Below are 24,742 nucleotides of genomic sequence, written 5' to 3'. Positions count from 1 at the left end.
GTCGTACGACGGTCGTGTTCACCCTGTGTTCGGCCACCGGTCCGACTGCCGTACGAGCCTCAGGGGGTGCTCGGTGCGGCGGGGCCGGGGCCGGTGTCCACCTCAGGCCCCGGAAGCGAGCGCGAGGTAAACGGCGGCGAAATCCGTGACGGCGATCAGCTCCGCCAGGGTCTCCAGTTCGTCGCCCGCCTCGGGTTCGAGTTCGCTGATCGGGGTGTCGTGGCCGAGGGCGAGGTCGCGGGCGGCGGGCGCGGCGGTGAGGCCGCCGAGGGGGCGGTCGCGGAGCAGCACCACGCGCGCGTGCAGCGCGGGCGGCTCGTCCACCCGGTCCCGGAAGAAGTCGTCGGGGTCGGCGCTGGCGGCGAGCGGCCCGGCGAGCAGGGCGTTGTGCGCCGCCAGGGCCTCGGGAAGTTCCGCGACCAGGGCGGGACGGCCGGCCAGTTCGGCGAGGGCGTCGGCGAAACGGCGGCCCGCGGAACCGGCCGACACGCCCTCCGTCCAGACCACGGGGAGCGCGTCGGCGAGTTCCGCGGCGAGGGTCTTGGCGGGGTTGCTGTAGGTCGCGATGGCCGGACCGCAGCGTTCGGCGACGTGGTCCAGCCGGTCGGCGACCTTCTCCAGGTCGTCCGCCGGGGCGGTGACCAGGCCGATGCGGTCGAGGAGCGCGAGCAGCGGGGTGAGCAGCGCCCACAGGACGCCCGGGGAGGAACCGGCGAGCGGTTCGCCGTGATCGTACGGGGCGGTCGCCATCGGTACGAACATGCCGTGGGCACCGGCCACGGCCTCCGCGAGGGGGGTGCCTGCCGGGGCCACCGCGGCCACCGAGCAGCCGCGCCGGTACGCCTGGTCGGCGAGGAGGGAGAGGCTGGGCTCGGCGCCGTCCGGGGTGGCGATCAGCAGCAGGTCCACCGAGCCGGCCCAGCCGGGGAGCTCCCAGCGCAGGGCGCCCGCGGCCGGGGCGACGCCGGTGGGGGCGAGGCGGATGACGGGGCTGCCGGGGCCGGCGAGGGTGCCGAGGAGGTCGGCGGCGTGGGTGGCGGCGACGCCGGGACCCGCGATCAGGACGGCTCGCGGGCGGCCGTCCGGCTTCAGCTCCTGGACACCGGCCTCGGTGGCGTGCCGGGCCGCGGTACGGACGCGGGCGCCGGCCTCGGCTGCGCCGCGCAGCAGACCTCGGCGGTCCGCCTCGGCGAGGGCTTCCGGGGTGTCGAGCAGCGATTCGTCGAGCATGAAAGCGGCCTCCGGTCGCCGGGGTCCTGGTGCGTGTGCGGTTGTGGGTGCTGCTACGCCGGGCGGCGGGCCTCGTCGACGAGGAGGACGGGGATGCCGTCGCGGACGGGGTACGCCAGCCCGCAGTCCTGGCCGGTGCAGATCAGCTCGGTGTCCTGCTCCTTGAGGCCGGCGTGGCAGGCCGGGCAGGCGAGGATCTCCAGAAGGCCGGCTTCGAGCGGCATGGGGTTTCCCTTCGGGGGCGGGATGTTCGCGTGCGGTCAGGGTACCGCCGGTGGGGTGGCCGGGGCTGACCTCGGGTGACGGCGGGGCGACACGGCCGGGTCACCGGCGACCCGGAGGTCGGCGGGGACTCGGGGCCCGCGCCTCGGCGTCAGACCATTGCCTCACCGTCTTTCCAGCGTCGGCGCCCGCCGGCGGATCCGTTGCGGACGCCACCTCCGCAACGGCAGCGTTCACCCAGTACCGGCAGCGGGAGGTGGCGGGCTGCCCTCGGCAATCGAGATGAACGGGACGCAAGCGGAGATCAACCACGCCGAGCGGGGTGGGAATTAACCAGTACGTCAGTTGTCCGGGGACCGCAGCACCCGCAGATGGCCGCGTCGCGCGACCTCCCTCGGGTCCGCGCCGCGTCCGCCGCCACCTGCCTCGGCCGCCCGCTCCTGGGGACGGGCCGCCTCGCGCACCGCGTTGGCGAGCGCTTCCAGGTCGTCACCGCTCGGCCGCGCGGGGGCGGAGGCGTCGAGGAGACGGACGACCTCCCAGCCGCGTGGGGCGGTGAGGCGCTCGGAGTGCTCGGCGCACAGGTCGTAGCAGTGGGGTTCGGCGTAGGTGGCGAGCGGGCCGAGGACCGCGGTCGAGTCGGCGTAGACGTACGTCAGCGTCGCGACGGCGGGTCGGCCGCAGGCGGTTCGCGAACAGCGACGTACAGGGCTCACGACGTTGGACGGTACCGCACTCTTGAGCGGGCCGCGACGACTCTGCCCCAGGTCACCCCACCGTGTCGTACTGTGAAACGCCCCACATACCGCTCCGGACACGCCCGGTTGACCTGCACGGACGGCGTGGTACGGCCACCCGGCCGACACCGCGTCCGGTCATGAGCCGGTACAAACCCCGCCAATCGCCTTGAGCTCGCCGGACGTGTGGAGATACGGAAACGAGCCGGACCTTGGCTGGATCGGTCATCCTGCGACATGTCGCACGGAGCTCCGCCGAAGGGCCGCCGGAGCGTGGAGCGGCGCGGCCGGAGCCCTCGAGGACTACGCTTCAGCAGTGATGGACAACCGTGTACCGCCCCGTGCCGCCGGCTCCGGGCCTCGTCGACGCGATCGCCACGGTCGGGGGATGCGCGGACCGATCGCACCGCCCCAGGTGCCACTGGCCGCGAGCCGCGCCGACGCGTTCGCGGATCTGGTGCAGGACTCCGTGGAGCGTCTGGAACGGCGCTGGCCGCAGCTGGCCGACATCGACTTCCTGGTGCTGGAGGTGCCCCGGCTCCAGGACCGGCACGACGAGGGCTGGAGCGACGAGGCGGTGCCGCTGGGCGGTGTCATCCCCGCGCGCGAGGGACGCCGGGCGCGCGTGGTCGTCTACCGGCGGCCGGTCGAGATCCGCACCAAGGGACGCGACGAACGGGCGGCGCTGGTGCACGAGGTCGTCGTCGAGCAGGTCGCCGAACTGCTCGGCCTCACCCCGGAGACGGTGGATCCCCGGTACGGCGAGGACTGAGCGTTCCGATCTCCAGGCTGCCCTTCGGCGTCACCACGCCGCGGGTCACAGCAGGCCAAGCGCGTCCAAGCCCATGTATGCCAGGTCGACGTCGGTGAAATTCCCGGCCCGCAGCAGCTCACGCAGTAGCTGCGGCCGGACGCTCAGCACCTCGATGAACTCCGTGCCCTCCGGGTCCGGACGACTCCGCGGTGCACAGGCCCGGCCGATCGCGCAGAACTTCATGGACGAGCTGTACGCGTCGGCGAAACAGTGCCCCACCACCTCGATGTCGCCGCCGTACCCGGTTTCCTCCAGCAGTTCACGCTCCGCGGCGTTGAGCGGCGTTTCATTCGCATCCACATAGCCACCGGGCAATTCGAACAGGAATTGCCCGGGGCCAGGCCGGAACTGCCTGGTGACGAGGATCTCGCCGGCCGTCGTGAAGGCGAGGACCGCGACGCTCGGCCGGTCCTCACGAAGACTGAACGTGGCCTGCTCACCGGACGGCAAGCGGTACCTCGCTTCCACCACGGATCGGCCGTACGCCGCGTACACCGTGGTCCGGGAGAGCTCTTCCCAGCCCTCTGACCCACCGGACGGGCTCTGGTCCGGCCAGGGTTCGGTCACCGCAGGTCCAGCGGAGCCAGGAGCGGGGGACCGGGGCGAACGAACTCCGCTTCGAGGAGAGCGTCGATGTAGTCGGCGGTCTCCTCCCAGCTGGTGACGGCGACACACGGCACGCCCATCTCCCTGACCGGGTAGTCGTTGCCGCCCTCGTCGAGCCGGTCTCCGATGAAGAGGACCTCTTCCATCCGCAGGTCCAGGTACTCCAGAAGCCGCTGCATGCCGTAGGCCTTGTCGATGCCCTTCTTGGTGACGTCGATGGAGGTGGAGCCACCACTACGGACCTCCAGGTCGGGCAGACGCTTCGCGGCGTACTCCCGCAGCGCCCTGCGGCGCGACCCATCGGGGTCCCAGGCAGCCTTCGCCTGGTGGGGGGCCTGCTGCCCCAGCGCCGAAAAGGTGACCTGGCTGCCCCGGTCCTCGATCACCTCGCCCCAGGTGTCCTCCGCCCAGAGCCCCAGCGCCTTTGCCCCTTCAGTGAGCACGCTGACGATGAGGAACTTCTCCTCCTCGGTGAGGTTCTCGCAGTAGATGTCCTGCCAGCCGTCCGATCGCCATCTGAGGTAACGCGTACCGCACGTCGGCATGAGGTGGAGTCGTTCCGCAAGGTCGGCCGTGAGTGGCAGCTCTTCCAGCACCTGGGTCTGGAACTGTTCGTACCGGCCCCCCGAGATGATGCAGACCTGCCGCTGGGACAGGAGACGCATCAAGCACTCGGCCATCCTGGGGGAGATCTTCGCCTTGGAGAGGGCAAGTGTGTCGTCCAGGTCGAACACCACGATGCGAGTCGACGGTTCCAATGCGCAATCCTTCTCTTCGTGCTCGTCGCCGGCCGGGGACTCATCGCCGGTAGCCGAGCCTGATTCTGCCGACCCTTGCGGCCTGCTTTACCAGGAACCCCTCCACACGGACCACGCCCTCCTCGTCGGGCCGTGGCCCACGGATCCCCAGAGCAGGATTGTCCGTGACAGCAAACAGCGCGGCGGCCCGGCTGCTTCCCGGCCGCACCAGATCTTTGCTCGTGTACGGGCGGTCCTTGTCCCAGCCACTCCTCCGGAGAGCAATCTCCTCATCCTCGGAAAATTTGAACAAAGCGTCAAGGTTCGTCAAGTCGGGCTCCGCTCGTGGCCCCGCGATCGAGGCGAGACGGAAGGCGAAGGCGAGATCAGGCGCGATCAGATCGATCAAGCCGGCGGCGAAGGCCAGCTCGGACAGGCCGATAGCGCCGATCATGGTGTCGATCCGTGGCCGGCTCAGCCCGATGAGGGACAGAAGGTACGGCGGTTCGACGGTGACTCGCTCGGGAACGAGCACCTCGCTCCCCAGTTCGCGCATGAGTTCGACGAGGGTGCTGTGCATCGGCTTGGACGCGACAGAGTGAGTGGACACCGTCAGCGAGGCCGGACTCTTCCCGACGGCCTTGGCGATACGGTCCAGCACTGGGATGACAGAGACCTCGGGAACGGGCCTGAGGTCGAGGTCCTCCAACACATCGACCGGAGCGAGGACGGCGTACGCCTGGAGGTCCGGAACCGCCCGGACGTCGCTGCCGAAGCCGCCAAGGGTCAACGCCCCCGGCAGATTCTCCGCGGCCAGCTCGGTGCCGTCCACGTAGTCGAAGACTGCGTCGACCTTGGCCAACGTCTCATTCTGGAGACCCAGCCACTGGCCACTGTGGGCACCCGGGCTGTCATCGCGTTCTCCTTCGCCCGCCGCGACACGGATGCGGAAGGGTGCCTGGCGAAGGATCTTCTCCGCTGCCTCGGTGGCTGCCCCGTCCACAGAAACTTTTCGGTCGTTCAACGACATGCCGTCGGCGAAGTCGCTTCGGGCCTCCGCGGCTCCGAGGGCGGCCGAGGCCATCGCGGCGACGAGGTAGGCGTCCTCCTGCATCTCCGCCGTGTCCGGTGCCCCGACGCCCGGATCACCAGTGCTGTCGGCATGCTTGCCACCCTGGTGCGACCAGTGGACGGCGACATCGACCACGCGATCGTCACATGCCTGGACAGTCCTACTGAGAACCTCGTTCATAATCCCTCTCCGGTAACCCCTGGCGTCGGCGGTCCGGCTGCCAGGGCGACGGCGGCGAATGGCGACGTTCACCGTGACCTGCGTCGTCGCTCCCTGAGGAGCACTGCGAGCGGCACGACGATCAGGGCTGCTGACGCCCCCAGCAGTCCCCATCGCCGGGTGCCCAGCCACTCGGCTACCTGGTTGACGAAGTCAGGGATCTGCACGACGGCGAGCACGATCCCCATGACAGCGATCAAGGAGTCGCGCCGGTTCTTCTCCTGTTCTTCGCGCACCCGGAGAAGGCCCAGCGAGACCGTTTCGCACTTCTCCATGTCTCTGCAGAGCCCGGCCAGCACCTGGCCGGAGGGCCGCTCCTGTACCGCCCATTCGTCCAGACTCCGGTTCCGGCCCTCGATCAGCTTCTCCCTGAAACCGGTGCACCGGTCGATGAGCGCGGCATGCTGCACTCTTCGACGGGTCATCAGCGACTGCTCGGCAGGGCCTATGGCGCTCCGCATCGCGAGATCCGCGAGGATCGACCGGTAGCGAGCGCTGAGATCGTCGCAGACGACTCTTCGCAGGATTCCCACCGCCCACACGAAGATGGACGAGGAGTCGTACCCATACTGCGACAGACGGAACTGCGACCTGCCTCGGAGCCACGCCGGCAGATGCGCCATCTCCAGGCAGCAGTCGGCGTTGACGAACACCATGTGATCGTCAAAGAAGGCCATGCCTGTCCGGACGTGGCCGAACACGCTTTGCGGACTGCGACGCAGCCACAAGCCGTCCTCCAGCAGATGGTCTGTCGCGTAGGAGAGCAGTGCGGATATCTCCCAGGCGTAGTCGGCGGATTCGTCCACACCTCTGTACAGGTCGGCACTCGCCCGGTTCTGGGTTCCATCGAGATTCCACACCTGGACGGCGATGGACCCCTCTACGAGCCACGTCCTGTCTATGTCGTCGTGTGCCAGTCCGGCGGCGCGCGCCAGCCCCTCGGCAGACTGCTCTGCGAGCGTCCGGGAGATATCTGGGTCACCGAGCAAGGAGACGAAGCGGAGAAGTGTGTCGATCGTCAGGGGAGACGTCAGCTCGACCACAGCCGCTTCCTGCGTGATCGGTCCAGGAACGGAAAGGAGGAGCGGCAGGGCCGTCACGACGTACTCCCCACCCAGGGTCATCGCGGCCTGCCGCAGTCCGGCGGAGTGACCGCTGCCGACGATCCGCGCGAGCGCCGCCGGCAGGGCCCCGGCGTCGAAGAGGGCCGAGTACATCAGCCCGGAACCAGGCCGCACCTTGTTCTGATAGGAGCGGTCGTCCTCAATCTCGCGCAGCCCTCCGCCCGTGAAGGCCTCCGCGAAATCCGACCCCTCGGTCAGCCGATGCGCGAAGTGGACGACGACTGAGCAGCCGCTGATGCGGAGTCGGTCGGCAGCGGGCGGTTCGGGGACATCGCTGAGATCGGTGAGCACTGCCAACTGATGGTCCACTACAGACTCCTCCGGCAGTTGCGGGGGCGAGCAACGATCGGTTTCGAAGGTATCGGCTCGGCAAGCGGATCGGGCGCATCCTCTGCGAGACGACTCCGCGCAGGCACCCGCCCGCTTGAACTTTGTCGGCTGCTCAACCCCGTTCGGTCAACGCACTGTTGACCAGTCCTGGTAGCGGCCCTCTATGATTCCAGCCCACTCGACGGGCAGCGTCTGGAGCGACATGATCCTGCCGATCACCTTGCGATGAGAGTTGTCGTCACCGGGGCCTCGGGCTTCATCGGATCTCAGTTGTCCGCCCTCCTCCGTTCCATGAACGAGGAGGTGACAGAGATCGACCTGCCGCACTGTGACATCAACAACACGGCACGACTGACGCGGGTGCTGGACGACATCAGGCCCGTTCACGTTTACCACTTGGCGGCCCAAGCCAGCGTGCAAAAGTCGTGGGAGGACCCCAAACGGACATGGCTCACCAATGCCTGGGGCACCCTCTCACTCCTCAGGGCCGTAAGGTCCGCCTGCCCGGGCGCCAGAACCATCGTCATGAGCAGCGCAAGCGTGTTCGACGGGGCCCGTCTGGACTCGCCGATCGGTGAAGAGCGAGTCCCCGCCCCGGTCTCGCCGTACGGCGCAAGCAAACTGGCGGTCGAATCGATGGCACGCCACTACGTGACCCGGCACGGACTACCGGCAATCGTCATACGGCCCTTCAACGTGATCGGGCCCGCACAGGGAGCGGACTACCTGCTCCCATCTCTGTCGCGCCGCCTGGCGTCCGCCAGGCGGTCCGGCGGTACCCACATCAGCGTGGGAAACCTGGACGCTCGACGGGACTACCTGGACGTCCGGGACGCGGTTCGCGGCCTCCGCATGCTGATGGAACGCGGAAGCCCCGGCGAGGTCTACAACCTGTGCTCCGGGATCGGCGTCCCGGTCCGCACCATCGTCCAGACGATGATCTCTCTTGTGGACCCCCGGTTGCAGTATCGACAAGATCCTGGTCTGAACCGCGGCGCTGACGCGCCGAGCCTGATCGGTGACACCAGGAAGACCTGGTTACGGACAGGATGGCGAGCCTCCACACCTCTCGCCACCAGCCTCGCCGACATTCTCGGCACTGCGGGTGTGATTACTTCCGAGGAGGGGTGGTCACCGCTTCGGCCACAGGCGACTCAACACCGCGGCGATCATTCGACTGACGACCGTGTGCGAGGTGGGTCAGCATGAGGTTCCCCTTGTCCCAGCCGACGCTGGGCGGTCAGGAAGCCGAGAACGTCAGGGAGGCGATGGCATCGGGGTGGATATCCGGCACGGGCCCCTTCGTAGACCTCTTCGAGCGGGCGCTGGAACAACGCACAGGCAGACTGTCCGCAACGGCCCTGTCCAGCGGCACCACAGCCCTGGAAATACTCCTGTCGGCACTCGGCGTCGGTCCCGGGGACGAAGTCGTCGTTCCCGCCTTCACCTTCGCGGCTCCCGCGGCCGCGGTACTGAGCGTAGGAGCCACACCGGTTCTCTGTGACATTGACGCCGAGAGCTGGACCATCGCCCCCGAAGCGGTTCCCGCGCTGCTGACGTCCCGGACCAAAGCCGTCATCGCAGTAGACCTCATGGGCCATCCATGCGACTACGGCCGCCTCACTGAACTCGGTCTGCCAATTGTCGAAGACGCGGCCCAAGCCCACGGAGCACGGACCGCCGACGGGAATGCGGGCGCCTTCGGAACGGCGTCGGTCTTCAGTTTCCACGCGAACAAGGTCATCACCACCGGCGAAGGCGGAGCCGTCCTCACCGACGATCCGGAACTTGCCGACCGGGTTCGCCTCATCGCGCATCACGGAATGAGAGCAGGGGACGGGTACCGCCACCAAGTGGTCGGCCGCAACGGCAGGATGACCAATCTGACCGCTGCCGTGGGGGCGGCCCAGGTGGACCGCTGGGACGAACTGGTGACCGGCCGACTCGCGGCCGCCGGTCTTTACGACGCTCACCTCAACGGTCATGGCTTCCGGCCGCGCCCGAAAGCGTCATGGGCGGCACCGTCGTGCTGGCTGTACTGCACCACCTCCGACGAGCGCGATGCCGCCATAAGACAGGCTCGGCGCAACGGTGTCGACGCCCGAGCTGTCTGGCCGGCCCTGTCCGACCTGCCGCTGTACCGCCGATATGCCCCACGCCCCTGTCCCGTCGCCTCAGAGGTCTCCAGTACCGCCATGTGGCTGCCGACCTGGTCGCACATGACCCCGGAGGATGTGACGGAAGTGGCCGAGCTGATGCTGTGATCTCCTGCACCGACCTACTTCTGAAGCACCGCCACGTCCTGGTCCGCCTCCGGTACGGCGACCGTGCCGCGGTCGTCCGGGAGGGTCTGGATCGTGAAGCCGGGGATGCCGTCCTCGGTGGCCGCCAGGGTGCGGGCGCCGTAGACGGGGCCGCCGGAGACCGGCTCCACGGTCAGCGCGTAGGTGCCCTTCAGGCCGGACGGGACGGGCGCGTCGACGTCCTGGGTGGTGCCCGACTTGATGGTGAACGTCTTGGACACCGCCGTACCGCCCTCGCTGCCCGCCGACGCCGTGACCTTGACCTGTGCGGTGCCGGTGGGGGCGGTCAGCGAGAGGGTGGTCCCCTTGCCGCTGTTGTCGGCGGACGTCGCGCGCGTGCCGACCGGCGCGGCCGCCGGGATGTACGCGGTCTCCTGCTTGTCGCCCTTGCCCCGGGTGACGCGCAGCGCGGCGACCACCGGCACCGACTGGTCGGAAGGCGTCAGGAGCAGCGAGCCGGCCTCGCCGCGGGTGACGTCGCCGAGGTCGGTCGCGGTGGTCATACCGGCCTTCACGTGCAGCGTCTCGTTGCCGGCGGGGGTGATGGTGCCGTCCGGGGAGGCCAGTCGCACCTTCAGGTCGGCGTCGGAGTCGCCGGGGGTGAAGGCGATCAGCCGGACGTCGGTGGCGTCCTTGGGGATGCCCGGCAGCACCAGCGCGGCGGCCGGGTCGGCGGAGGCCGCCAGCCAGTCACCGCCGGTCTTGTCGTCCAGGGCCTGCACGCTCGCGCCGACCCGGCCGCTGCGCACGTTCACGTGCACGGTGAGGTCGGTCTGCCGTTCGTCGGCGAGCGTGGAGAGCAGGACCGGCTCGCTGGCGTGCGGCTGGACCGTGATGCCCTCCCCCACCGTGGACTTGAGCTGGCCGTCCTTGCCGTACAGCTCGATGTCGACGACGGCGGCGCTGTCGTCCGGGTTGGTGAGGTGCACGTAGTCGGTGCGGCCGGCGGCGGTGCTGGCGCCGGGGAACCAGAAGTCGGTGTCGGCGGCGGTGCAGTTGACCCCCTGGAGGCCGCGCCCGGTGCCGGCCGCCACCTCCGTGGTCTCCTGGACCGTCCAGCCGGGGGCGTACTTGCCCTCGGCGGTGCCGACATAGGCGGGCCCGTCGGCACCGGAGGTGTCCCCGGTGACGGGGGTGCCGGGTGCCTTCGGGGTCAGCACCGGCTTGGCGGCCTTCTTCTTCTTGCCGCCGCCGCTGCTGCCCGTCCCGTCCGCCGACTGCTCGGTGGCCGCCTGGAGTTCGGCCTTGCCGTCGCTCGTGGTGCCCTTGGTGACGGGCGTGAACGACGTGTACGAGGTGTCCGCGATGTCGGACAGGCTGGGTGCCGGGCACAGCAGGCTGGTGCGCTCCACGGGCAGCTGGGCGGCCGCCTCGGCGGTGTGCTCGGAGGACGCGGCCGGCTGGTTGAGCGTGGCGAACCCGGTGACCGCCGCGAGCGCGGCCGTACCGGCGAACAGGGAGAGGGTCGTGCGGTTCACTGCTGGCTCCCGTCGTGGTGCTCGCCGCCGGTGCCGCGGGGCTGCTGCTGGGCCGCCGGGTCGTAGGCGGGATCGTAGGCGGGGTCGTAGCCCTGCTGGTACGTCGGGTCGTACGTGCCCTGGCCCTGCTGCCCGCCGTAGGCGTACGGGTCGTACTGGCCGGTCTGGTACGGGTCGTAGGTCTGCTGGTCGTAGCCCTGCTGGTACTGGCCGGTGTTCTGGTACTGGTCGGCGTAACCGGTGTCGTAGGCGTCGGCCCCCGGGTAGGAGGCGGGGTCCCACTCGTCGTACGACTGCTGCTGCGGGATGTCGGCCCGGGGCTGCTCCTCCTCGGCCGCCGGGAAGCCGCCGTCCTCCTGCGAGGTCGGCTCCTCCTCGGTCCCGGCCTCGGCCTCCGCCTCCGCCTGGGCGCGCAGCCGGCGGGCGCGGCGGCCCTCGCCCTCGACGGCCTGGGCGGGGACCGGCTCCTCCTCGGGAAGGTCGTCGTCGATGTCGCGGCGGCGGCCGGGCAGGGCGAGGACGACCAGGACGACGGCGAGCGCGCCCTGCGCCCACAGCCAGGCGGTGTGTGTGAAGGGGGTGTCGTAGGTGACGTCCAGCGTGCCGCCTGAGGAGGGCAGTTCGAAGCCCTGGGCCCAGCCGTCGACGGTGGTGCCGGTGAGCGGCTTGCCGTCCAGGGTGGCCGTCCAGCCGGGTGCGGCCGTGTCGGCCAGGCGCAGGATCCGGCCGTCGGCGCCGCTCGGGACCGTGGTGTGGATGTCGACGGCGCCGGCGGGGACCGGGGTGGGCGTGCCGGAGCCGTTCGCCGAGACGATCATCGCGCGGGAGACCTGCTGGTCGACCCGCCACAGGGCGCTGCCGTCCTGCTGGCTGAGCCGGGTCAGACCGGGCGTGGCGTCCAGGACGCGTGTGACGTCGCGCGGGGCGCCCTTGTGGACGAGGACGTAGCGCACCGCGAACCCGCCGAGCTGGTCGGCCTGGTCGGCGCCGGAGCCGGCCACCAGGTTGGCGACGACCTTGTCGAGCTTGGCGTTCTCGCCGTCGGCGGCGACCGCCTCGGCGTCTCCCATGCGGGCGCCGGAGCCGCGCACCAGCATGTAGTCCACGTGCGCGGTGCTGTCGCTGTCCAGGACGAGGGTGCGGACCTGGTCGCTGGTGGTGCTGTCCTCGGCGACGAACGCGGGCACCTGGGTGGGGTCCCGGCGCTCGACGGGTCCGTCGGCGCCCGCGATCATCCAGCCGGCGGCCAGCAGCAGCGGACCGGCGGCGGAGGCGAAAGCGATCAGGGCGGCGACCGGCTGGCGCCAGCCGAAGCTCTGCTCGGCGACCCGCGAGCGCGCCCCGTCGGCGCCGAGCGCGGCGGCGGACAGGATCGCGATGCCGTAGACGAGGGTGGCCGGGCCCGCCCAGGTGGAGCTGTTGGAGAGGACCGCGAAGACCAGGCCGACCAGGGCGACCGCCCAGGCGGTGCGGATCGCCGACTGCCGCTCGGAGCGCAGCAGGGCGGCGAGCGCGGCCAGGACGACACCGATGAGCATCAGGCCGTCGAGCGTGCCGGGGCCGCCCGGGCTGGCGCCGAGCAGGTCGAGGGCGGAGGCCGCCGAGGCGCCGTACTCCAGCCCGGCCTCCTTGAAGAAGCCGGACGGCAGCAGGGTCAGCGACCAGGGGGCGAGGATCAGCAGCGGGGTGCCGAGCTGGGTCAGCAGGCGCAGGCCGGAGGCGACCAGGTCGGTGCGGCGGACGGCGAGCACGGCGATGCCGAGGACCAGGGCGATCGGCCAGACGATCGGTGTGAACGCGGTGGTGATGGTCAGCAGCAGCGCGTACGCCCAGGTGGCGCGCCAACTTCCGCGTGCCCCTGAGGAGTTCGCGAGTCCGCCGGCGGCGATGCCGGCGCGGGCGACGAGCGGCAGCAGGATCGCGAGGACGGCGGTGCCGATGCGGCCGCCCGCGAGGGCGCCGGTGGCGGCCGGGAGGAAGGCGTAGGCGACGGCCGCCCAGGCGCGCAGCAGCCGCGAGGTGACCAGCGGCCGGGAGGCGAAGTAGGCGGTGAAACCGGCCAGGGGCACCGAGGCGACCAGCAGCACGGTGACGGCGAGGCCGGTCGAGCCGAACAGCACCGTGGCCAGGGAGGCGACGACCGCGAGATAGGGCGGCGCGGCGGGGGTGCCGCCGGCGCCGACCGCGTGCCAGGCGTCGAGGTAGCTGGACCAGAGGGCGCCCGCGCTGCCGGGGGCGGGCAGCAGGGCGCCGCCCGCGAGCGCGCCACTGCCGAGCAGGGAGCGGCAGGCGGCCAGCGAGACCAGGAGGAGTACCAGGAAGAGCACCGGGCCCGGTTTGCGGGCGATGCGCTTGAGGCGGGCGAACTGCTCGATCTCCAGGAAGTCGGCGTCGTCGCCGCCGGGTCCTGACTCGACCGCGCCGCCGTGCCGGCCGGCCGCGGAGATCTCGTCGTCGGCGCCGAAGAGGTTGCCGGCGACCTGTTCGACGGTGGCCCGGACGGTGGCGCCGGGCGGCGGGAACAGCGCGCGCAGTTCGCCCTTGTCGAGCTGGGAGCGGCCGCGCCGGCCGCGCCCGGCGATGATCCGCTCGGGTCGCAGCAGGGTGCCCAGCAGGCCGCGGATCTCGTCGAGGGCCTGTCCGGGGACCTTGCCGACGAGATAGGCGACCGTGCGCAGCAGGGTGCCGAGGACCAGCCGGACCAGCAGCCAGGGCAGCGCCGCGGTACGGGCGTTGACGAGCAGGGTGTAGACGGCACCGGCCTTGTCGACCTTGTGCGGGGAGGCGGTGGTGCGGCCCGCGCAGTCGACGGTGCGGCGCTCGCGGGAGGCGGCCTCGGCGTGCCGGACGACGGCTTCCGGGGCGACCAGGACGCGGTGGCCGGCGTTGTGCGCGCGCCAGCACAGGTCGACGTCGTCGCGCATCAGGGGCAGCCGGCGGTCGAAGCCGCCGAGTTCCTCGAAGACGTCGCGGCGGATCAGCATGCCGGCGGTGGACACGGACAGTACGGGCCGGACGTGGTCGTGCTGGCCCTGGTCCTGCTCACGGCGGTCCAGGCCGGTCCAGCGGCGGCCGGAGTTGGCGATGGTGACGCCGACCTCGAGGAGCTGCCGGCGGTCGTACCAGCCGCGCAGCTTGGGGCCGACGACCGCCACGTCGTCACGGCCCAGCTCCAGCTCGTTGTCGACGACCCGCAGCAGCTGGGCGAGGGCGTCGGGTTCGGGGGCGCAGTCGTCGTGGAGCAGCCACAGCCACTGGACCGGTTCGCCGTAGGGCAGTTCGGGCATGTCGTAGGCGTCGTCGCGCCACTGCCGGGTGACCGGGTCCCAGCCGCTGGGCCGCTTCAGGTACGGCAGCTCCTCCGGGGTGAGCACGGGCGCGGTGCGGCCGGCCTCCTCGACGGCCTGGCCGAAGCCGGTGCGCCGGGCCAGGTGCACGACGTTGTTGTCGCCGAGGGACTCGGTGAGCAGCCGGGCGGAGTCGTCCGCGCTGCCGGTGTCGGCCGCGACCGCGTACTGGACGGGGCGCTCCTGGCCGAGGAGACCGGCGAGCGCGTCGGGCAGCCAGCGGGCACCGTCGTGGGCGACGAGGACCGCGGTCACCACGTGGCGCGGGAACTCGGGTGGCCGGGTCGGGTCAAACGCGGCTGTGGCAGCTGTGCCTTGTGCTGCCGTGTGGCTGTGCACGGACATCGAGGTACGGGCCCCGGTTCGGTGGACTGCGGTGGACTCCTGCGCCCGCGGGTGGCGGCGAGGCGTCTCGGACGAGCGCCCACACTATCGGCTGGTCATGCCGACGGCCCGCCGCCTGTGGATAACCCACTGGTGACGGGCCGTTCGCGCAGCTCAGAGGTGCGTCAGGGGCACGTCCGGTCAGACGGCGGCCTTCTTGAGGCGGCGGCGCTCCCGTTCGGAGAGGCCGCCCCAGATGCCGAAGCGTTCGTCGTTGGCGAGGGCGTACTCGAGGCATTCGGAGCGCACCTCGCAGGCGAGGCAGACCTTCTTGGCCTCTCTGGTGGAGCCGCCCTTCTCGGGGAAGAAGGACTCGGGGTCGGTCTGGGCGCACAGCGCGCGCTCCTGCCAGCCGAGTTCCTCGTCCGCGTCGTCGACCAGCAGTTGCTGCACCAGCTCGGTCATGTGCGCCCCTCGTCTGTCTCGCGTCCCCGTGCCTGGCCGTTACCGATTTCGGCTGAACGACACGAGTGAAATTACAAGTGTGCTGCTCCGGGCGAGTCAAGCCGAGATCTGCTATTGGGCCCGTTATTCACTCTGCGGAACCAAGGCCGTGCGGAAAGTGTTCAAATCGGCATAAACCTTGACATGCAGAAGAGGCCCGCCAACGGGCCTCCGACCCCATACAGAGGTTGTACGGAGAAGGACGCCCAGATGTTCGATCGCGTTCCGAAGTGGCTCGCGCGGCCGGTTGTGCGCCATGTGTCCCGGGTACCCGCTGAACAAACCTTTCGGCAGCGAGATGAACCGGATGAGGTGAAGCGTGTCCCACATACCGGGCGTCGAGTTGACACGGGAGGTGTGAACCGATGTCCTAGTGGGCATGCTCGCGAACTTGGCACTCACCTCGACCCGCACCGCCGGGTCCCACGGTGCTGCCCGCGCTCGCTGTAGCTGTCGCTGTTCCAGCTGTTGAGCCGTAGCCGTATCCCGGCCGCTCCAGCTGGGGACCGAGTCCCCAGGACCCGGTTCTCGCCTTCCGTTCCCCTCTGACCTTCTTCACTGAGGAACCACCGCACCCCATGAACAGCGACAACGACCTCCAGATCGCCGGCGACCTCCTCGAGGTGCAGCACCTGCTGCAGCCGCCGCGCGAGCACCCGGTCACCGTGGCCGAGTTCGTCGGACTGGCCCGCGCGATCGCCGCCGACCGCGCCCAGTGGGAGCACCTCGTCGAGTACGACGCGACCAGTCGCTGGTACCACCGGCTGCGCACCGGCCCCGGCTACGAGGTGTGGCTGCTGTCCTGGGTGCCCGGACAGGGCAGCGGACTGCACGACCACGGCCGCTCCGCCGGTGTGCTGACCGTCCTGGAGGGCGTCCTCACCGAACGCACCGGACGCGGCACGCGCGCGCTGGCCGCCGGCGCACAACGGGTGTTCGCGCCGGGGTACGCGCACGAGGTGGTGAACGACGCGCTGGAGCCCGCGGTGAGCCTGCACGTCTACTACCCGGGCCTGACCGAGATGCCGATGCACACCACGGCCAGCGCCGCCTGCGAGGCCCGTCCCGTCACCGCCTGACGCTCGCGACGCCGGACGCGTGACGCGTTGTCGGAACCGCCTGCGAGACTTGTCGCATGCGCATTGTGGTTCTGGCAGGCGGTATCGGCGGTGCCCGGTTCCTGCGCGGTCTCAAGCAGGCCGTGCCGGACGCCGACGTGACCGTCATCGGCAACACCGGCGACGACATCCACCTCTTCGGGCTGAAGGTGTGCCCGGACCTCGACACGGTGATGTACACGCTCGGCGACGGCATCAACGAGGAACAGGGCTGGGGGCGCGCCGACGAGACCTTCCACCTCAAGCAGGAGCTGGCCGCCTACGGGGTGGGGCCCGACTGGTTCGGGCTCGGTGACCGGGACTTCGCGACGCACATCGTGCGCACGCAGATGCTGGGCGCCGGCTATCCGCTGAGCGCGGTGACCGAGGCGCTGTGCGACCGCTGGAAGCCGGGCGTGAAGCTGATCCCGATGACCGACGACCGGGTCGAGACCCATGTGGCCGTCGAGGTCGACGGCGAGCGCAAGGCGGTGCACTTCCAGGAGTACTGGGTCCGGCTGCGGGCGGCCGTGCCCGCCCACGCGGTCGTCCCGGTCGGCGCCGAGCAGTCCAAGCCGGCGCCCGGCGTACTGGAGGCACTCGCCGCGGCGGACGTGATCCTCTTCCCGCCGTCCAACCCGGTGGTCTCCGTCGGCACCATCCTCGCGGTGCCCGGCATCCGGGAGGCGATCGCCAACGCCGGGGTACCGGTGGTGGGCCTCTCCCCCATCGTCGGGGACGCGCCGGTGCGCGGGATGGCCGACAAGGTGCTGGCCGCCGTGGGAGTGGAGTCGACGGCGGCGGCGGTCGCCGAGCACTACGGCTCGGGCCTGCTGGACGGCTGGCTCGTCGACACCGTGGACGCCGGCGTCGTGGGGCGGGTCGAGGCGGCCGGCATCCGCTGCCGGGCCGTACCGCTGATGATGACCGATCAGGACGCGTCCGCGCAGATGGCACGGGAGGCGCTGGCGCTGGCCGAGGAGGTGCGCGGGGCATGAGCGACGCGGCGCCCGGGTACCGGGTGTGGGCGCTGGCCGGGATCCCCGAGGTCCAGCCGGGCGACGACCTGGCCAAGCTGATCGCGGCGACCGGCCCGGAGCTGGCCGACGGTGACGTGGTGGTCGTCACATCCAAGATCGTGTCCAAGGCCGAGGGACGGATCGTCGAGGCGACCGACCGGGAGGCGGCGATCGACGCCGAGACCGTGCGCGTGGTGGCCCGCCGCGGCGCCCTGCGGATCGTCGAGAACCGGCAGGGTCTGGTGATGGCGGCAGCGGGGGTGGACGCCTCCAACACCCCTTCCGGGACCGTGCTGTTGCTGCCCGAGGACCCCGACGCCTCGGCCCGTGCCGTCCGCGCGGGGCTCCGGGACGCGCTGGGCGTCGACGTGGGGGTGGTCGTCACGGACACCTCCGGGCGGCCCTGGCGCGCGGGCCTCACGGACGTCGCCATCGGCGCCGCCGGGGTGCGGGTGCTGGACGACCTGCGCGGGGGCGTGGACGCGTACGGCAATCCGCTGGTCGCCACGGTCGTCGCCACGGCCGACGAACTGGCCGCCGCCGGTGACCTGGTCAAGGGCAAGGCGACGGGGATGCCGGTCGCCGTGGTGCGCGGCCTCGCCCATGTCGTGACCGGCGCCGGCGAGAACGGGGACGACGCGCGGGCGCTGGTGCGGGACGCGGCCAGCGACATGTTCCGGCTCGGCACCTCCGAGGCGGTCCGGGAAGCGGTCACGCTACGCCGGACCGTGCGGGCGTTCACCGACGACCCCGTCGACCCCGGGGCGGTACGACGGGCGGTCGCCGCGGCCGTGACCGCGCCGGCGCCGCACCACACGACACCGTGGCGGTTCGTGCTGCTGGAGTCGGCCGAGGCGCGCGGGCGACTGCTGGACGCCATGCGGGACGCCTGGATCGCCGACCTGCGCGGGGACGGCAAGTCCGAGGAGTCGATCGCGAAGCGGGTGCGCCGGGGGGACGTGCTGCGCAACGCGCCGTATCTCGTCGTGCCCTGTCTGGTGACGGAGGGGGCCCACACGTACGGGGACCCGCGCCGGGACGCCGCCGAGCGGGAGATGTTCGTGGTCGCCGCGGGGGCGGGCGTGCAGAACTTCCTGGTCGCGCTGGCCGGGGAGCAGCTGGGGTCGGCGTGGGTGTCGTCGACGATGTTCTGCCGGGACGTGGTGCGGGAGGTGCTGGGGCTGCCGGAGGGGTGGGATCCGATGGGGGCGGTCGCGGTGGGGCGCGCCGCGGAGGCACCGCGGGAGAGGGCGCCCCGGGAGGTGGCGGACTTCATCGAGGTGCGGTGAGTTACGAGGTGCGGTGAGTTACGCGCCCAGGGTCCGGGGTCATCGGGCTTCGTGGCGGGTGCGGCCGGGTGGGGGCTGGTCGCGCAGTTCCTCCCCCAGCCTTCGGCCGGGGGCGCTTGCACCTAGGCTCATAGTTCACAGCAGGCACCTCACACATCTGGGATCTCTCACGTGGCTGGACGTTTTACTCCGAGACCCACTCGTACAGCTGTGCGGGGTGGGCAGGTCGTGGTGCCCGGAGGGATTCCCCGGCAGGCCGTCGCGCCCGGGCTGGTGCGGGTCTGGAAGCCCGAGGGGGCCCTTGACCTGGGGCTCGTGCTCGGGCCGCTGCGGCGCGGGCCCGGTGATCCCACCTTCCGGGCCACGCCCGACGGTTCCGTGTGGCGGGCCAGTCTCACACCGGCCGGGCCCGGGACGCTGCGGGTGCGGGCGTACGGCGCGGAGGTGCGCGGGGAGGCCTGGGGGCCGGGCGGGGAGTGGCTGCTGGAGCGGCTGCCCGAGCTGCTGGGTGCCGCCGACGACCCCGCCGTCTTCGTGCCCCGGCACCGGGTCGTCGCCGCCGCCCGGCACCGGCGGCCGGGGCTGCGGCTGACGCGGACCGGGCTGGTGCTGGAGTCGTTGATCCCGTCGGTCCTGGAGCAGAAGGTCACGACGGACGAGGCGTACCGGGCCTGGCGGCTGCTGGTACGGAGGTTCGGGGAGCGTGCGCCGGGGCCCGCGGGCGTGAGCCAGCGGCCGATGTGGGTGATGCCCGCGCCTCGGGCCTGGGCGCTGATTCCGTCCTGGGAGTGGCACAAGGCCGGTGTCGACGACAAGCGGGCCGCCACGATCCTGCGGGCGGTACGGGTCGCCGCGCGGCTCGAGGAGGCGGTCGGGATGGCGCCGGAGGCCGCACGGGCGCGGCTGGAGGTGGTGCCGGGGATCGGGCCCTGGACGTCGGCGGAGACCGTGCAGCGCAGCCACGGGGCGCCGGACGCGGTGACGGTCGGGGACCTGCATCTGCCCGGGATCGTGGGATGGGCGCTGGCCGGGGACCGGCATGCCGACGACGAGGTCATGCTGCGGCTGCTGGAGCCGTACGCGGGCCAGCGGCACCGGGCGGCCCGGCTGATCCTGCTGAGTGGGAACACACCGGCCAGGAGGGCGCCGAAGATGTACCGCGTGGACATCGGCAGGTTGTGAAGCGTCCCCGGGGGGCGCGCAGCACTGCGCGAGCAGCCGACGCGCGCCCGCTGGAGGACGACGGCGGCTACTGGTCCGAGGAGAACCGCACCGCGCCCGCCGGAATGCGCGCGTCGCACCACACCCGGGCGCCCTCGGCGAGTTCGTTGTCCGGTCCGACGACCGCGCCGTCGCCGATGACCGTGCCCGTGAGGACGGAGCGTTCGCCGACGCGGGCGCGGCTGCCGATGAGGGAGTCGGTGATGACGGCGCCTGGTTCGATGACGGCGCCGGGGAGGATGGCCGAGCCGAAGACCCGCGCGCCCTCGGCCACGAACGCGCCCTCGCCCACCACCGTGCCGCCGGTGAGCTTCGCGTCCGCCGCCACCCGTGCCGTGGGCAGGATCAGACGGTCGCCGCAGCGGCCGGGGACCGCCGGGGAGGGCGCGCGGCCCAGGACCAGGTCGGCCGAGCCGCGCACGAACGCGGCGGGGGTGCCGAGGTCCAGCCAGTAGGTGGAGTCGACCATGCCCTGGAGGTGGGCGCCGGCCGCCAGCAGGTCCGGGAAGGTCTCCCGCTCGACCGACACCGGGCGGCCCGCCGGGATCGTGTCGATGACCGAGCGGCGGAAGACGTACGCCCCCGCGTTGATCTGGTCGGTGACGATCTCCTCCGGCGTCTGCGGCTTCTCCAGGAACGCCAGGACCCGCCCCGACGCGTCGGTGGGCACGAGGCCGTAGGCACGCGGATCCGTCACCTTCGTCAGGTGCAGGGAGACATCCGCGCCCGCCGACTCGTGCGTGGCCACCAGGGCACGGATGTCCAGGCCGGTGAGGATGTCGCCGTTGAAGATCAGGACCGGTTCGTCGGGGCCCGAGTGCAGCCGGGAGGCGACGTTGCGGATGGCGCCGCCCGTGCCGAGCGGTTCCTCCTCGGTGACGTACTCGATGTGCAGGCCGAGTGCCGCGCCGTCGCCGAAGTACGGTTCGAAGACCTCGGCGAGGTAACTGGTGGCGAGGACGATGTGGTCGACGCCCGCCGCTCTGGCTCTGGCCAGCTGGTGGGTCAGGAACGGCACGCCGGCGGCCGGGACCATCGGCTTGGGCGTGTGGACCGTGAGCGGGCGCAGCCGGGTGCCTTTGCCGCCGACCAGGAGGATCGCTTCTGTCACCTGTCGTCTCTGCTTCCTGCCGGGACCGGCCGAACTCGGTGTCGGCCGGCCAGTGTATGCAGACCGTGCGACGGCGCCCTCGACGGCCGCGCGGTGCCACGCGGCATGGGTGTGCGGTTTCCCCCGACTGCCCCCCGACGGCGTGAACGCGGGTCCCGTGCTCAGCGCCCCTGGAGGTGCGCGGAACTGGTCCGGGCCGAACCGAGCTTGGCGTAGAGCCTGGCGCCCGGACAGTCGGTGGCATACCCGTCCCGGTGACCTGAGATCACGTTCAGTCGTACGTTCTTCCCCTTTGGGTAGAGATTGCCACCCCCGGACCTCAGATATGTCTTCCCCTTCGGATTCGCCCCGAAGAGCCCGAGTTTCCACGCGGTGAGTCTGGCGACGGCGGTGACGGCGGCGGCGGGCGGCTTGTGCGAGTCGAACGAGCCGATCACCGCGATCCCCATGCTGTTGCTGTTGAACCCCAGGGTGTGGGCGCCCTTGACGGCTTTCGCCACTCCCCCCGCACGGCCCTCGTAGATGGTTCCGCACTTGTCGACGAGGAAGTTGTAGCCGATGTCCCGCCAGCCCATGCTCACCACGTGGTAGCGGTAGATACTGCGGATGACGGACGAGGCCTGGGAGCACTTGTAGCCGTTGCCGGAGTCGGTGTGGTGGACGAAGGCCGCCTTGACCTTTCCCGTGTACACGAACCCCTTCTCGCGCAGTGACTCGTCGGCGCGCCAGCCGCGGCGCGTGACGATCCTCGGACGCGGGCCGATGTACGGCTTCCCGCGCGGGACGTCGACGCCCTCCAGCTCCAGCAGTTCGCGTTCGGTGTCCTCGCGGCTCAGGGCGGGGATCTCGGTGGCGCCGAACGGCGCGAGGTCGGCGTCGGCGGCGGCGCTCGCGTCGGCCTCGGCGGGGGAGGCGTCGGCCGGGGCATCGGCCGGGGAGCCCTGGGACGGGGAGCCCTCGGGCGGCGGGTCGGCGCCCGGGTCGACCAGTTCGAGGCGGAGCCCGGCGGGGAGCAGATCGCGGCCGCCGCTGCCACCCGCGCCGGAACCGGCGTCGGTGCCGGTATCGGCGTCGGTGCCGGTATCGGCGCCGGCACTGGCGTCGGCATCGGCATCGGCGCGGACGCTTACCTCCACGCCGTCCGAGTCACCCACCCACAGAGGCGCGGTGGCCCCGCGCACCCGGCCCGACGCGGCCTCCGCGGTGTCCGGGTCGGCGCCGTGGTCGGCGTTGTGCGTCCCGACGTCCTGCCAGCCCGACCAGACGCCGGTCTCCGCGGACCGGGTACGGACCCGCACCGTGCCGTGCAGTTCGGTCCCGGGGTTGTCCCAGACGACGCCGACCATCGAGAAGTGCCGTACGCCCGTGCTGTACACGCCCTGTTCGGGGACCTGGCCGAGGACGCGCTCGCGGGTGCGCGGGGCGAGCGACAGCGACTGGGTGCCGCCGGCCGGCAGTCCGCGCAGCTGCCCGCGCACCGGCACGGAGGCCGACGCGGCGGCCGCGGAGGGCACGTTGAGGAGCGCCGGCGGCAGGGCGAGGGCCGCGGCACAGGTGACGCCGATCGAGGAAGTCAGGAATCCACGCATGCCCCTGATGTTGAACACAGTAAGACAAATATGTCTATTGCGGACTTGACGGTCCGTCGGGTGCGGTTGCGCCGAACCGGTGGCGTCGGCGGTCGGTGCGGGCGGCGGCCGCGGCGTACCCTTGCGCGGGTGAACGCCACCGATCGCACCCCCGCCGACCTGCTGCGTTCCGCGCTCGCCGCGGACCCCGGACGCCCGCTGGTGACCTTCTACGACGACGCGACGGGCGAACGCGTCGAATTGTCCGTGGCCACCTTCGCCAATTGGGTGGCCAAGACGGCGAACCTGTTGCAGTCCGATCTCGCGGCCGGCCCCGGCGACCGGGTGACCCTGCTGCTCCCCGCCCACTGGCAGACGGCCGTGTGGCTGCTGGCCTGTTCGTCGGTGGGCGCGATCGCCGACGTGGCCGGGGACCCGGCGGCGGCGGACGTGGTGGTGAGCGGTCCGGACACGCTGGAGGCGGCGCGGGCGTGCCGCGGGGAGCGGGTCGCGCTCGCGCTGCGGCCGCTGGGCGGGCGGTTCCCGCAGCCGCCGGAGGGGTTCGTGGACTACGCCGTGGAGGTGCCGAGCCAGGGGGACCGGTTCGTACCGTTCTCGCCGGTGGACCCGGACGAGCCCGCGCTGATCGTCGCGGGGGCGGAGCTGAGCGGGGCCGAGCTGGTGGAGCGGGCGCTCGGGGACGCGCCGGGGCTGGATCTGACCGGGCCCGGGTCCCGGATGCTGTCCGGGCTGGGGTTCGACACGTGGGAGGGCCTGAGCGCGGGGCTGTACGCGCCGCTCGCGGTCGGCGGGTCCGTGGTCCTGTGCCGGCACCTGGACGCGCTGGACGCGGAGGGCATCGCGAAGCGGATCGAGAGTGAGCGGGTCACCGCCTCGGCACGGTGAGGCCGTCGTACGCCTGCGGCCGCGTGAGGGCCGGTCGCGCCCGCGCGGCGGCAGCCGCACACCGGACACCGCCCCGCGTTCCAGAGGCGGCGGGTTCGGTCACCCGTGTGGAGTAGTTGCCGTCACCTGAGGCCCCCTCCCCGGGGCACTGTTGAACAGTGACCGACGTCGTAGGGGCATCCGCCACCGGGTCCGGGCTCGCCCGGCGGCGGCGTCGGCTCTGGCTACGGGGTACGGCGCTGGCCGCGGGGCTGGTCACGCTCGGTGCCGTCGGGGGCGGCTGGGCGCTCTACGCCAAACTCAGCCACAACATCACCGCCGACGAGGCGGCCGCCGACGAGCTCGCCCGGTACGAGCGGGAGCGGCCCACCGCGCTGGTGCGGGGCGCGCAGAACATCCTGCTGATCGGCTCGGACACCCGTGCCGGCGCGGGGAACGGCCGCTACGGCAGGGACTCGGGCACCGAGCGGTCCGACACCACGATCCTGCTGCATCTGGCCGCCGACCGGCGCAGTGCCACCGCGGTGTCGCTGCCCCGGGACCTCATGGTGCACGTGCCCGGGTGCCTGCGGAGCGACGGGCGGCGCAGCGAGCCCGCCTTCACGCTGTTCAACTCGGCGTTCGCGGTGGGGGGTTCGGCCTGCACCGTGCGTACCGTCGAGAAGCTGACGGACATCCGGGTCGACCACTACATGGTCGTCGACTTCAGCGGGTTCAAGGACGTGGTGGACGCGGTCGACGGGGTGCAGGTGTGCCTGAAGGAGCCGATCGACGACAAGGCGGCCAAACTGCGGCTGCCCGCCGGGCGGGTCACCCTCGACGGGGAGCAGGCGCTCGGGTACGTACGGGCGCGCAAGTCGCTCGGGGACGGCAGCGACACCTCGCGGATGGACCGGCAGCAGCAGTTCCTGGGGGCGCTCGTCAACAAGGTGCAGAGCGGGGACGTACTGCTGAACCCGGCGAAGCTCTATCCGCTGCTGGACGCGGCGACCTCCGCGCTGACCACCGACCCCGAACTGGCCAGCCTGCGGGGTCTGTACCAGCTGGTCCGCGGGGTCCGGAACATCCCCACGGACCATGTGCGGTTCCTCACCGTCCCGAGGGAGCCGTATGTGTACGACTCCAACCGCGACCAGCTCGTGGCGGGCCGGGCGGACGCCCTTTTCGCGCTGCTGCGGGCCGACCGGGCCGTGAACGTCACCAAGGACGGCGAGTTCTCGGCCGAGAAGCCCGGAAGCCCGTCGTCGTCCACGTTTCGCGGGAAAACCGCCGCCGAGGACAGTTGCGCGTAAAGCACTCGCCAAGGCGGCGTACTGGCGCGCCGTTCGTTGTCAGTTAAATGAGGCAGATTGCCCGGTTGTAGGAAGGACGAATTTGTCACTGGCGTCACTCGACGCTGAACTGGGCGGATAGTGTGAGCGTTCCGGTGCACCCGGCCACGAGGTCCGTCCTGGGGTCGTGCACTGCAAAACGTGACCGAGCGC

At 71.5% G+C, this 24,742-nt stretch carries 21 protein-coding genes; 9 read left to right on the top strand and 12 right to left on the bottom strand.

The window, feature by feature from the left end:
* Positions 1–102: 102 nt before the first annotated feature.
* The 3 genes from MB828_RS40725 to MB828_RS40715 form a co-directional block, all read right to left on the bottom strand.
* Positions 103–1,230, bottom strand: coding sequence for an SIS domain-containing protein (locus MB828_RS40725; RefSeq protein ID WP_301652540.1), 1,128 nt, complete (start codon positions 1,228–1,230; stop codon positions 103–105).
* A 53-nt stretch (positions 1,231–1,283) separates the two neighbouring features.
* Positions 1,284–1,454, bottom strand: a complete 171-nt coding sequence (locus MB828_RS40720) for a Trm112 family protein (protein ID WP_071659429.1) — start codon at positions 1,452–1,454, stop codon at positions 1,284–1,286.
* 339 nt (positions 1,455–1,793) lie between these two features.
* On the bottom strand, positions 1,794–2,168 hold the full coding sequence (locus MB828_RS40715; RefSeq protein WP_046730276.1) for a DUF3499 domain-containing protein: 375 nt from the start codon (positions 2,166–2,168) through the stop codon (positions 1,794–1,796).
* Between the two features lie 340 nt (positions 2,169–2,508).
* On the opposite strand from MB828_RS40715, the gene MB828_RS40710 reads away from it, so the two are divergent.
* A complete protein-coding gene (locus tag MB828_RS40710; protein ID WP_301652561.1) occupies positions 2,509–2,961 on the top strand; it encodes a metallopeptidase family protein in 453 nt (150 codons plus the stop codon).
* Positions 2,962–3,006: 45 nt separating this feature from the next.
* On the opposite strand, the gene MB828_RS40705 is transcribed toward MB828_RS40710, so the two are convergent.
* From MB828_RS40705 to MB828_RS40690, 4 genes are all read right to left on the bottom strand, one after another.
* Complete coding sequence (locus MB828_RS40705; protein WP_301652539.1) at positions 3,007–3,570, bottom strand: NUDIX hydrolase; 564 nt, start codon at positions 3,568–3,570, stop codon at positions 3,007–3,009.
* Entirely contained in the window at positions 3,567–4,367 is an 801-nt protein-coding gene (locus tag MB828_RS40700; RefSeq protein ID WP_301652538.1) for an HAD-IIB family hydrolase, read from the bottom strand. Before MB828_RS40700 ends, MB828_RS40705 begins: the two co-directional genes overlap by 4 nt.
* A gap of 40 nt (positions 4,368–4,407) precedes the next feature.
* A complete protein-coding gene (locus MB828_RS40695) occupies positions 4,408–5,553 on the bottom strand; it encodes a fructose-bisphosphatase class II (RefSeq protein WP_301652537.1) in 1,146 nt (381 codons plus the stop codon).
* Between the two features lie 113 nt (positions 5,554–5,666).
* Positions 5,667–7,070 carry a hypothetical protein gene (locus MB828_RS40690; RefSeq protein WP_301652536.1) on the bottom strand — a complete coding sequence of 468 codons (1,404 nt, stop codon included), beginning with the start codon at positions 7,068–7,070 and terminating at the stop codon, positions 5,667–5,669.
* A gap of 246 nt (positions 7,071–7,316) precedes the next feature.
* Between MB828_RS40690 and MB828_RS40685 the strand changes: the two genes are divergently transcribed.
* Positions 7,317–8,300, top strand: coding sequence for a GDP-mannose 4,6-dehydratase (locus MB828_RS40685; protein WP_301652535.1), 984 nt, complete (start codon positions 7,317–7,319; stop codon positions 8,298–8,300).
* An 8-nt stretch (positions 8,301–8,308) separates the two neighbouring features.
* Complete coding sequence (locus MB828_RS40680) at positions 8,309–9,355, top strand: DegT/DnrJ/EryC1/StrS family aminotransferase (RefSeq protein WP_301652534.1); 1,047 nt, start codon at positions 8,309–8,311, stop codon at positions 9,353–9,355.
* A gap of 14 nt (positions 9,356–9,369) precedes the next feature.
* Here MB828_RS40680 and MB828_RS40675 read toward each other — a convergent pair whose 3' ends face one another.
* The 3 genes from MB828_RS40675 to MB828_RS40665 all read right to left on the bottom strand — a co-directional run bounded on the left by MB828_RS40675 (position 9,370) and on the right by MB828_RS40665 (position 15,008).
* Entirely contained in the window at positions 9,370–10,872 is a 1,503-nt protein-coding gene (locus MB828_RS40675) for a DUF5719 family protein (protein ID WP_301652533.1), read from the bottom strand.
* Positions 10,869–14,564: a glycosyltransferase family 2 protein gene (locus MB828_RS40670; protein ID WP_301652532.1), complete on the bottom strand. Its 3,696-nt coding sequence runs from the start codon at positions 14,562–14,564 to the stop codon at positions 10,869–10,871. The genes MB828_RS40675 and MB828_RS40670 overlap by 4 nt, the downstream gene beginning before the upstream one ends.
* A gap of 180 nt (positions 14,565–14,744) precedes the next feature.
* Positions 14,745–15,008: a WhiB family transcriptional regulator gene (locus tag MB828_RS40665; protein WP_003975777.1), complete on the bottom strand. Its 264-nt coding sequence runs from the start codon at positions 15,006–15,008 to the stop codon at positions 14,745–14,747.
* A 617-nt stretch (positions 15,009–15,625) separates the two neighbouring features.
* On the opposite strand from MB828_RS40665, the gene MB828_RS40660 reads away from it, so the two are divergent.
* The 4 genes from MB828_RS40660 (at position 15,626) to MB828_RS40645 (ending at position 19,634) form a co-directional block, all read left to right on the top strand.
* Positions 15,626–16,126, top strand: a complete 501-nt coding sequence (locus MB828_RS40660) for a cysteine dioxygenase (protein WP_133027814.1) — start codon at positions 15,626–15,628, stop codon at positions 16,124–16,126.
* A 56-nt stretch (positions 16,127–16,182) separates the two neighbouring features.
* Positions 16,183–17,142 carry a 2-phospho-L-lactate transferase gene (cofD, locus tag MB828_RS40655; RefSeq protein WP_301652531.1) on the top strand — a complete coding sequence of 320 codons (960 nt, stop codon included), beginning with the start codon at positions 16,183–16,185 and terminating at the stop codon, positions 17,140–17,142.
* Positions 17,139–18,452: a coenzyme F420-0:L-glutamate ligase gene (locus MB828_RS40650; protein WP_301652530.1), complete on the top strand. Its 1,314-nt coding sequence runs from the start codon at positions 17,139–17,141 to the stop codon at positions 18,450–18,452. Before cofD ends, MB828_RS40650 begins: the two co-directional genes overlap by 4 nt.
* Before the next feature lie 171 nt (positions 18,453–18,623).
* Positions 18,624–19,634, top strand: a complete 1,011-nt coding sequence (locus MB828_RS40645; RefSeq protein WP_301652529.1) for a DNA-3-methyladenine glycosylase family protein — start codon at positions 18,624–18,626, stop codon at positions 19,632–19,634.
* A 67-nt stretch (positions 19,635–19,701) separates the two neighbouring features.
* Here the strand turns inward: MB828_RS40645 and MB828_RS40640 are convergent, their stop codons facing one another.
* Together MB828_RS40640 and MB828_RS40635 are read right to left on the bottom strand one after the other, a co-directional pair.
* Complete coding sequence (locus MB828_RS40640) at positions 19,702–20,784, bottom strand: NDP-sugar synthase (RefSeq protein ID WP_301652528.1); 1,083 nt, start codon at positions 20,782–20,784, stop codon at positions 19,702–19,704.
* 161 nt (positions 20,785–20,945) lie between these two features.
* Positions 20,946–22,373, bottom strand: a complete 1,428-nt coding sequence (locus MB828_RS40635; protein WP_301652527.1) for a peptidoglycan recognition protein family protein — start codon at positions 22,371–22,373, stop codon at positions 20,946–20,948.
* A gap of 129 nt (positions 22,374–22,502) precedes the next feature.
* On the opposite strand from MB828_RS40635, the gene MB828_RS40630 reads away from it, so the two are divergent.
* Both MB828_RS40630 and MB828_RS40625 read left to right on the top strand, forming a co-directional pair.
* Positions 22,503–23,258: a TIGR03089 family protein gene (locus MB828_RS40630; protein ID WP_301652526.1), complete on the top strand. Its 756-nt coding sequence runs from the start codon at positions 22,503–22,505 to the stop codon at positions 23,256–23,258.
* Positions 23,259–23,416: 158 nt separating this feature from the next.
* Positions 23,417–24,550, top strand: a complete 1,134-nt coding sequence (locus tag MB828_RS40625; protein ID WP_301652525.1) for an LCP family protein — start codon at positions 23,417–23,419, stop codon at positions 24,548–24,550.
* Positions 24,551–24,742 lie beyond the last annotated feature (192 nt).

Origin of the sequence: Streptomyces arenae (genome assembly GCF_022343545.1) — a bacterium.
Taxonomy (GTDB): Bacteria; Actinomycetota; Actinomycetes; order Streptomycetales; family Streptomycetaceae; genus Streptomyces; species Streptomyces humi.
Note: the sequence above shows the minus strand (reverse complement) of the source record. Positions and strands in the feature narration are given on the sequence as shown.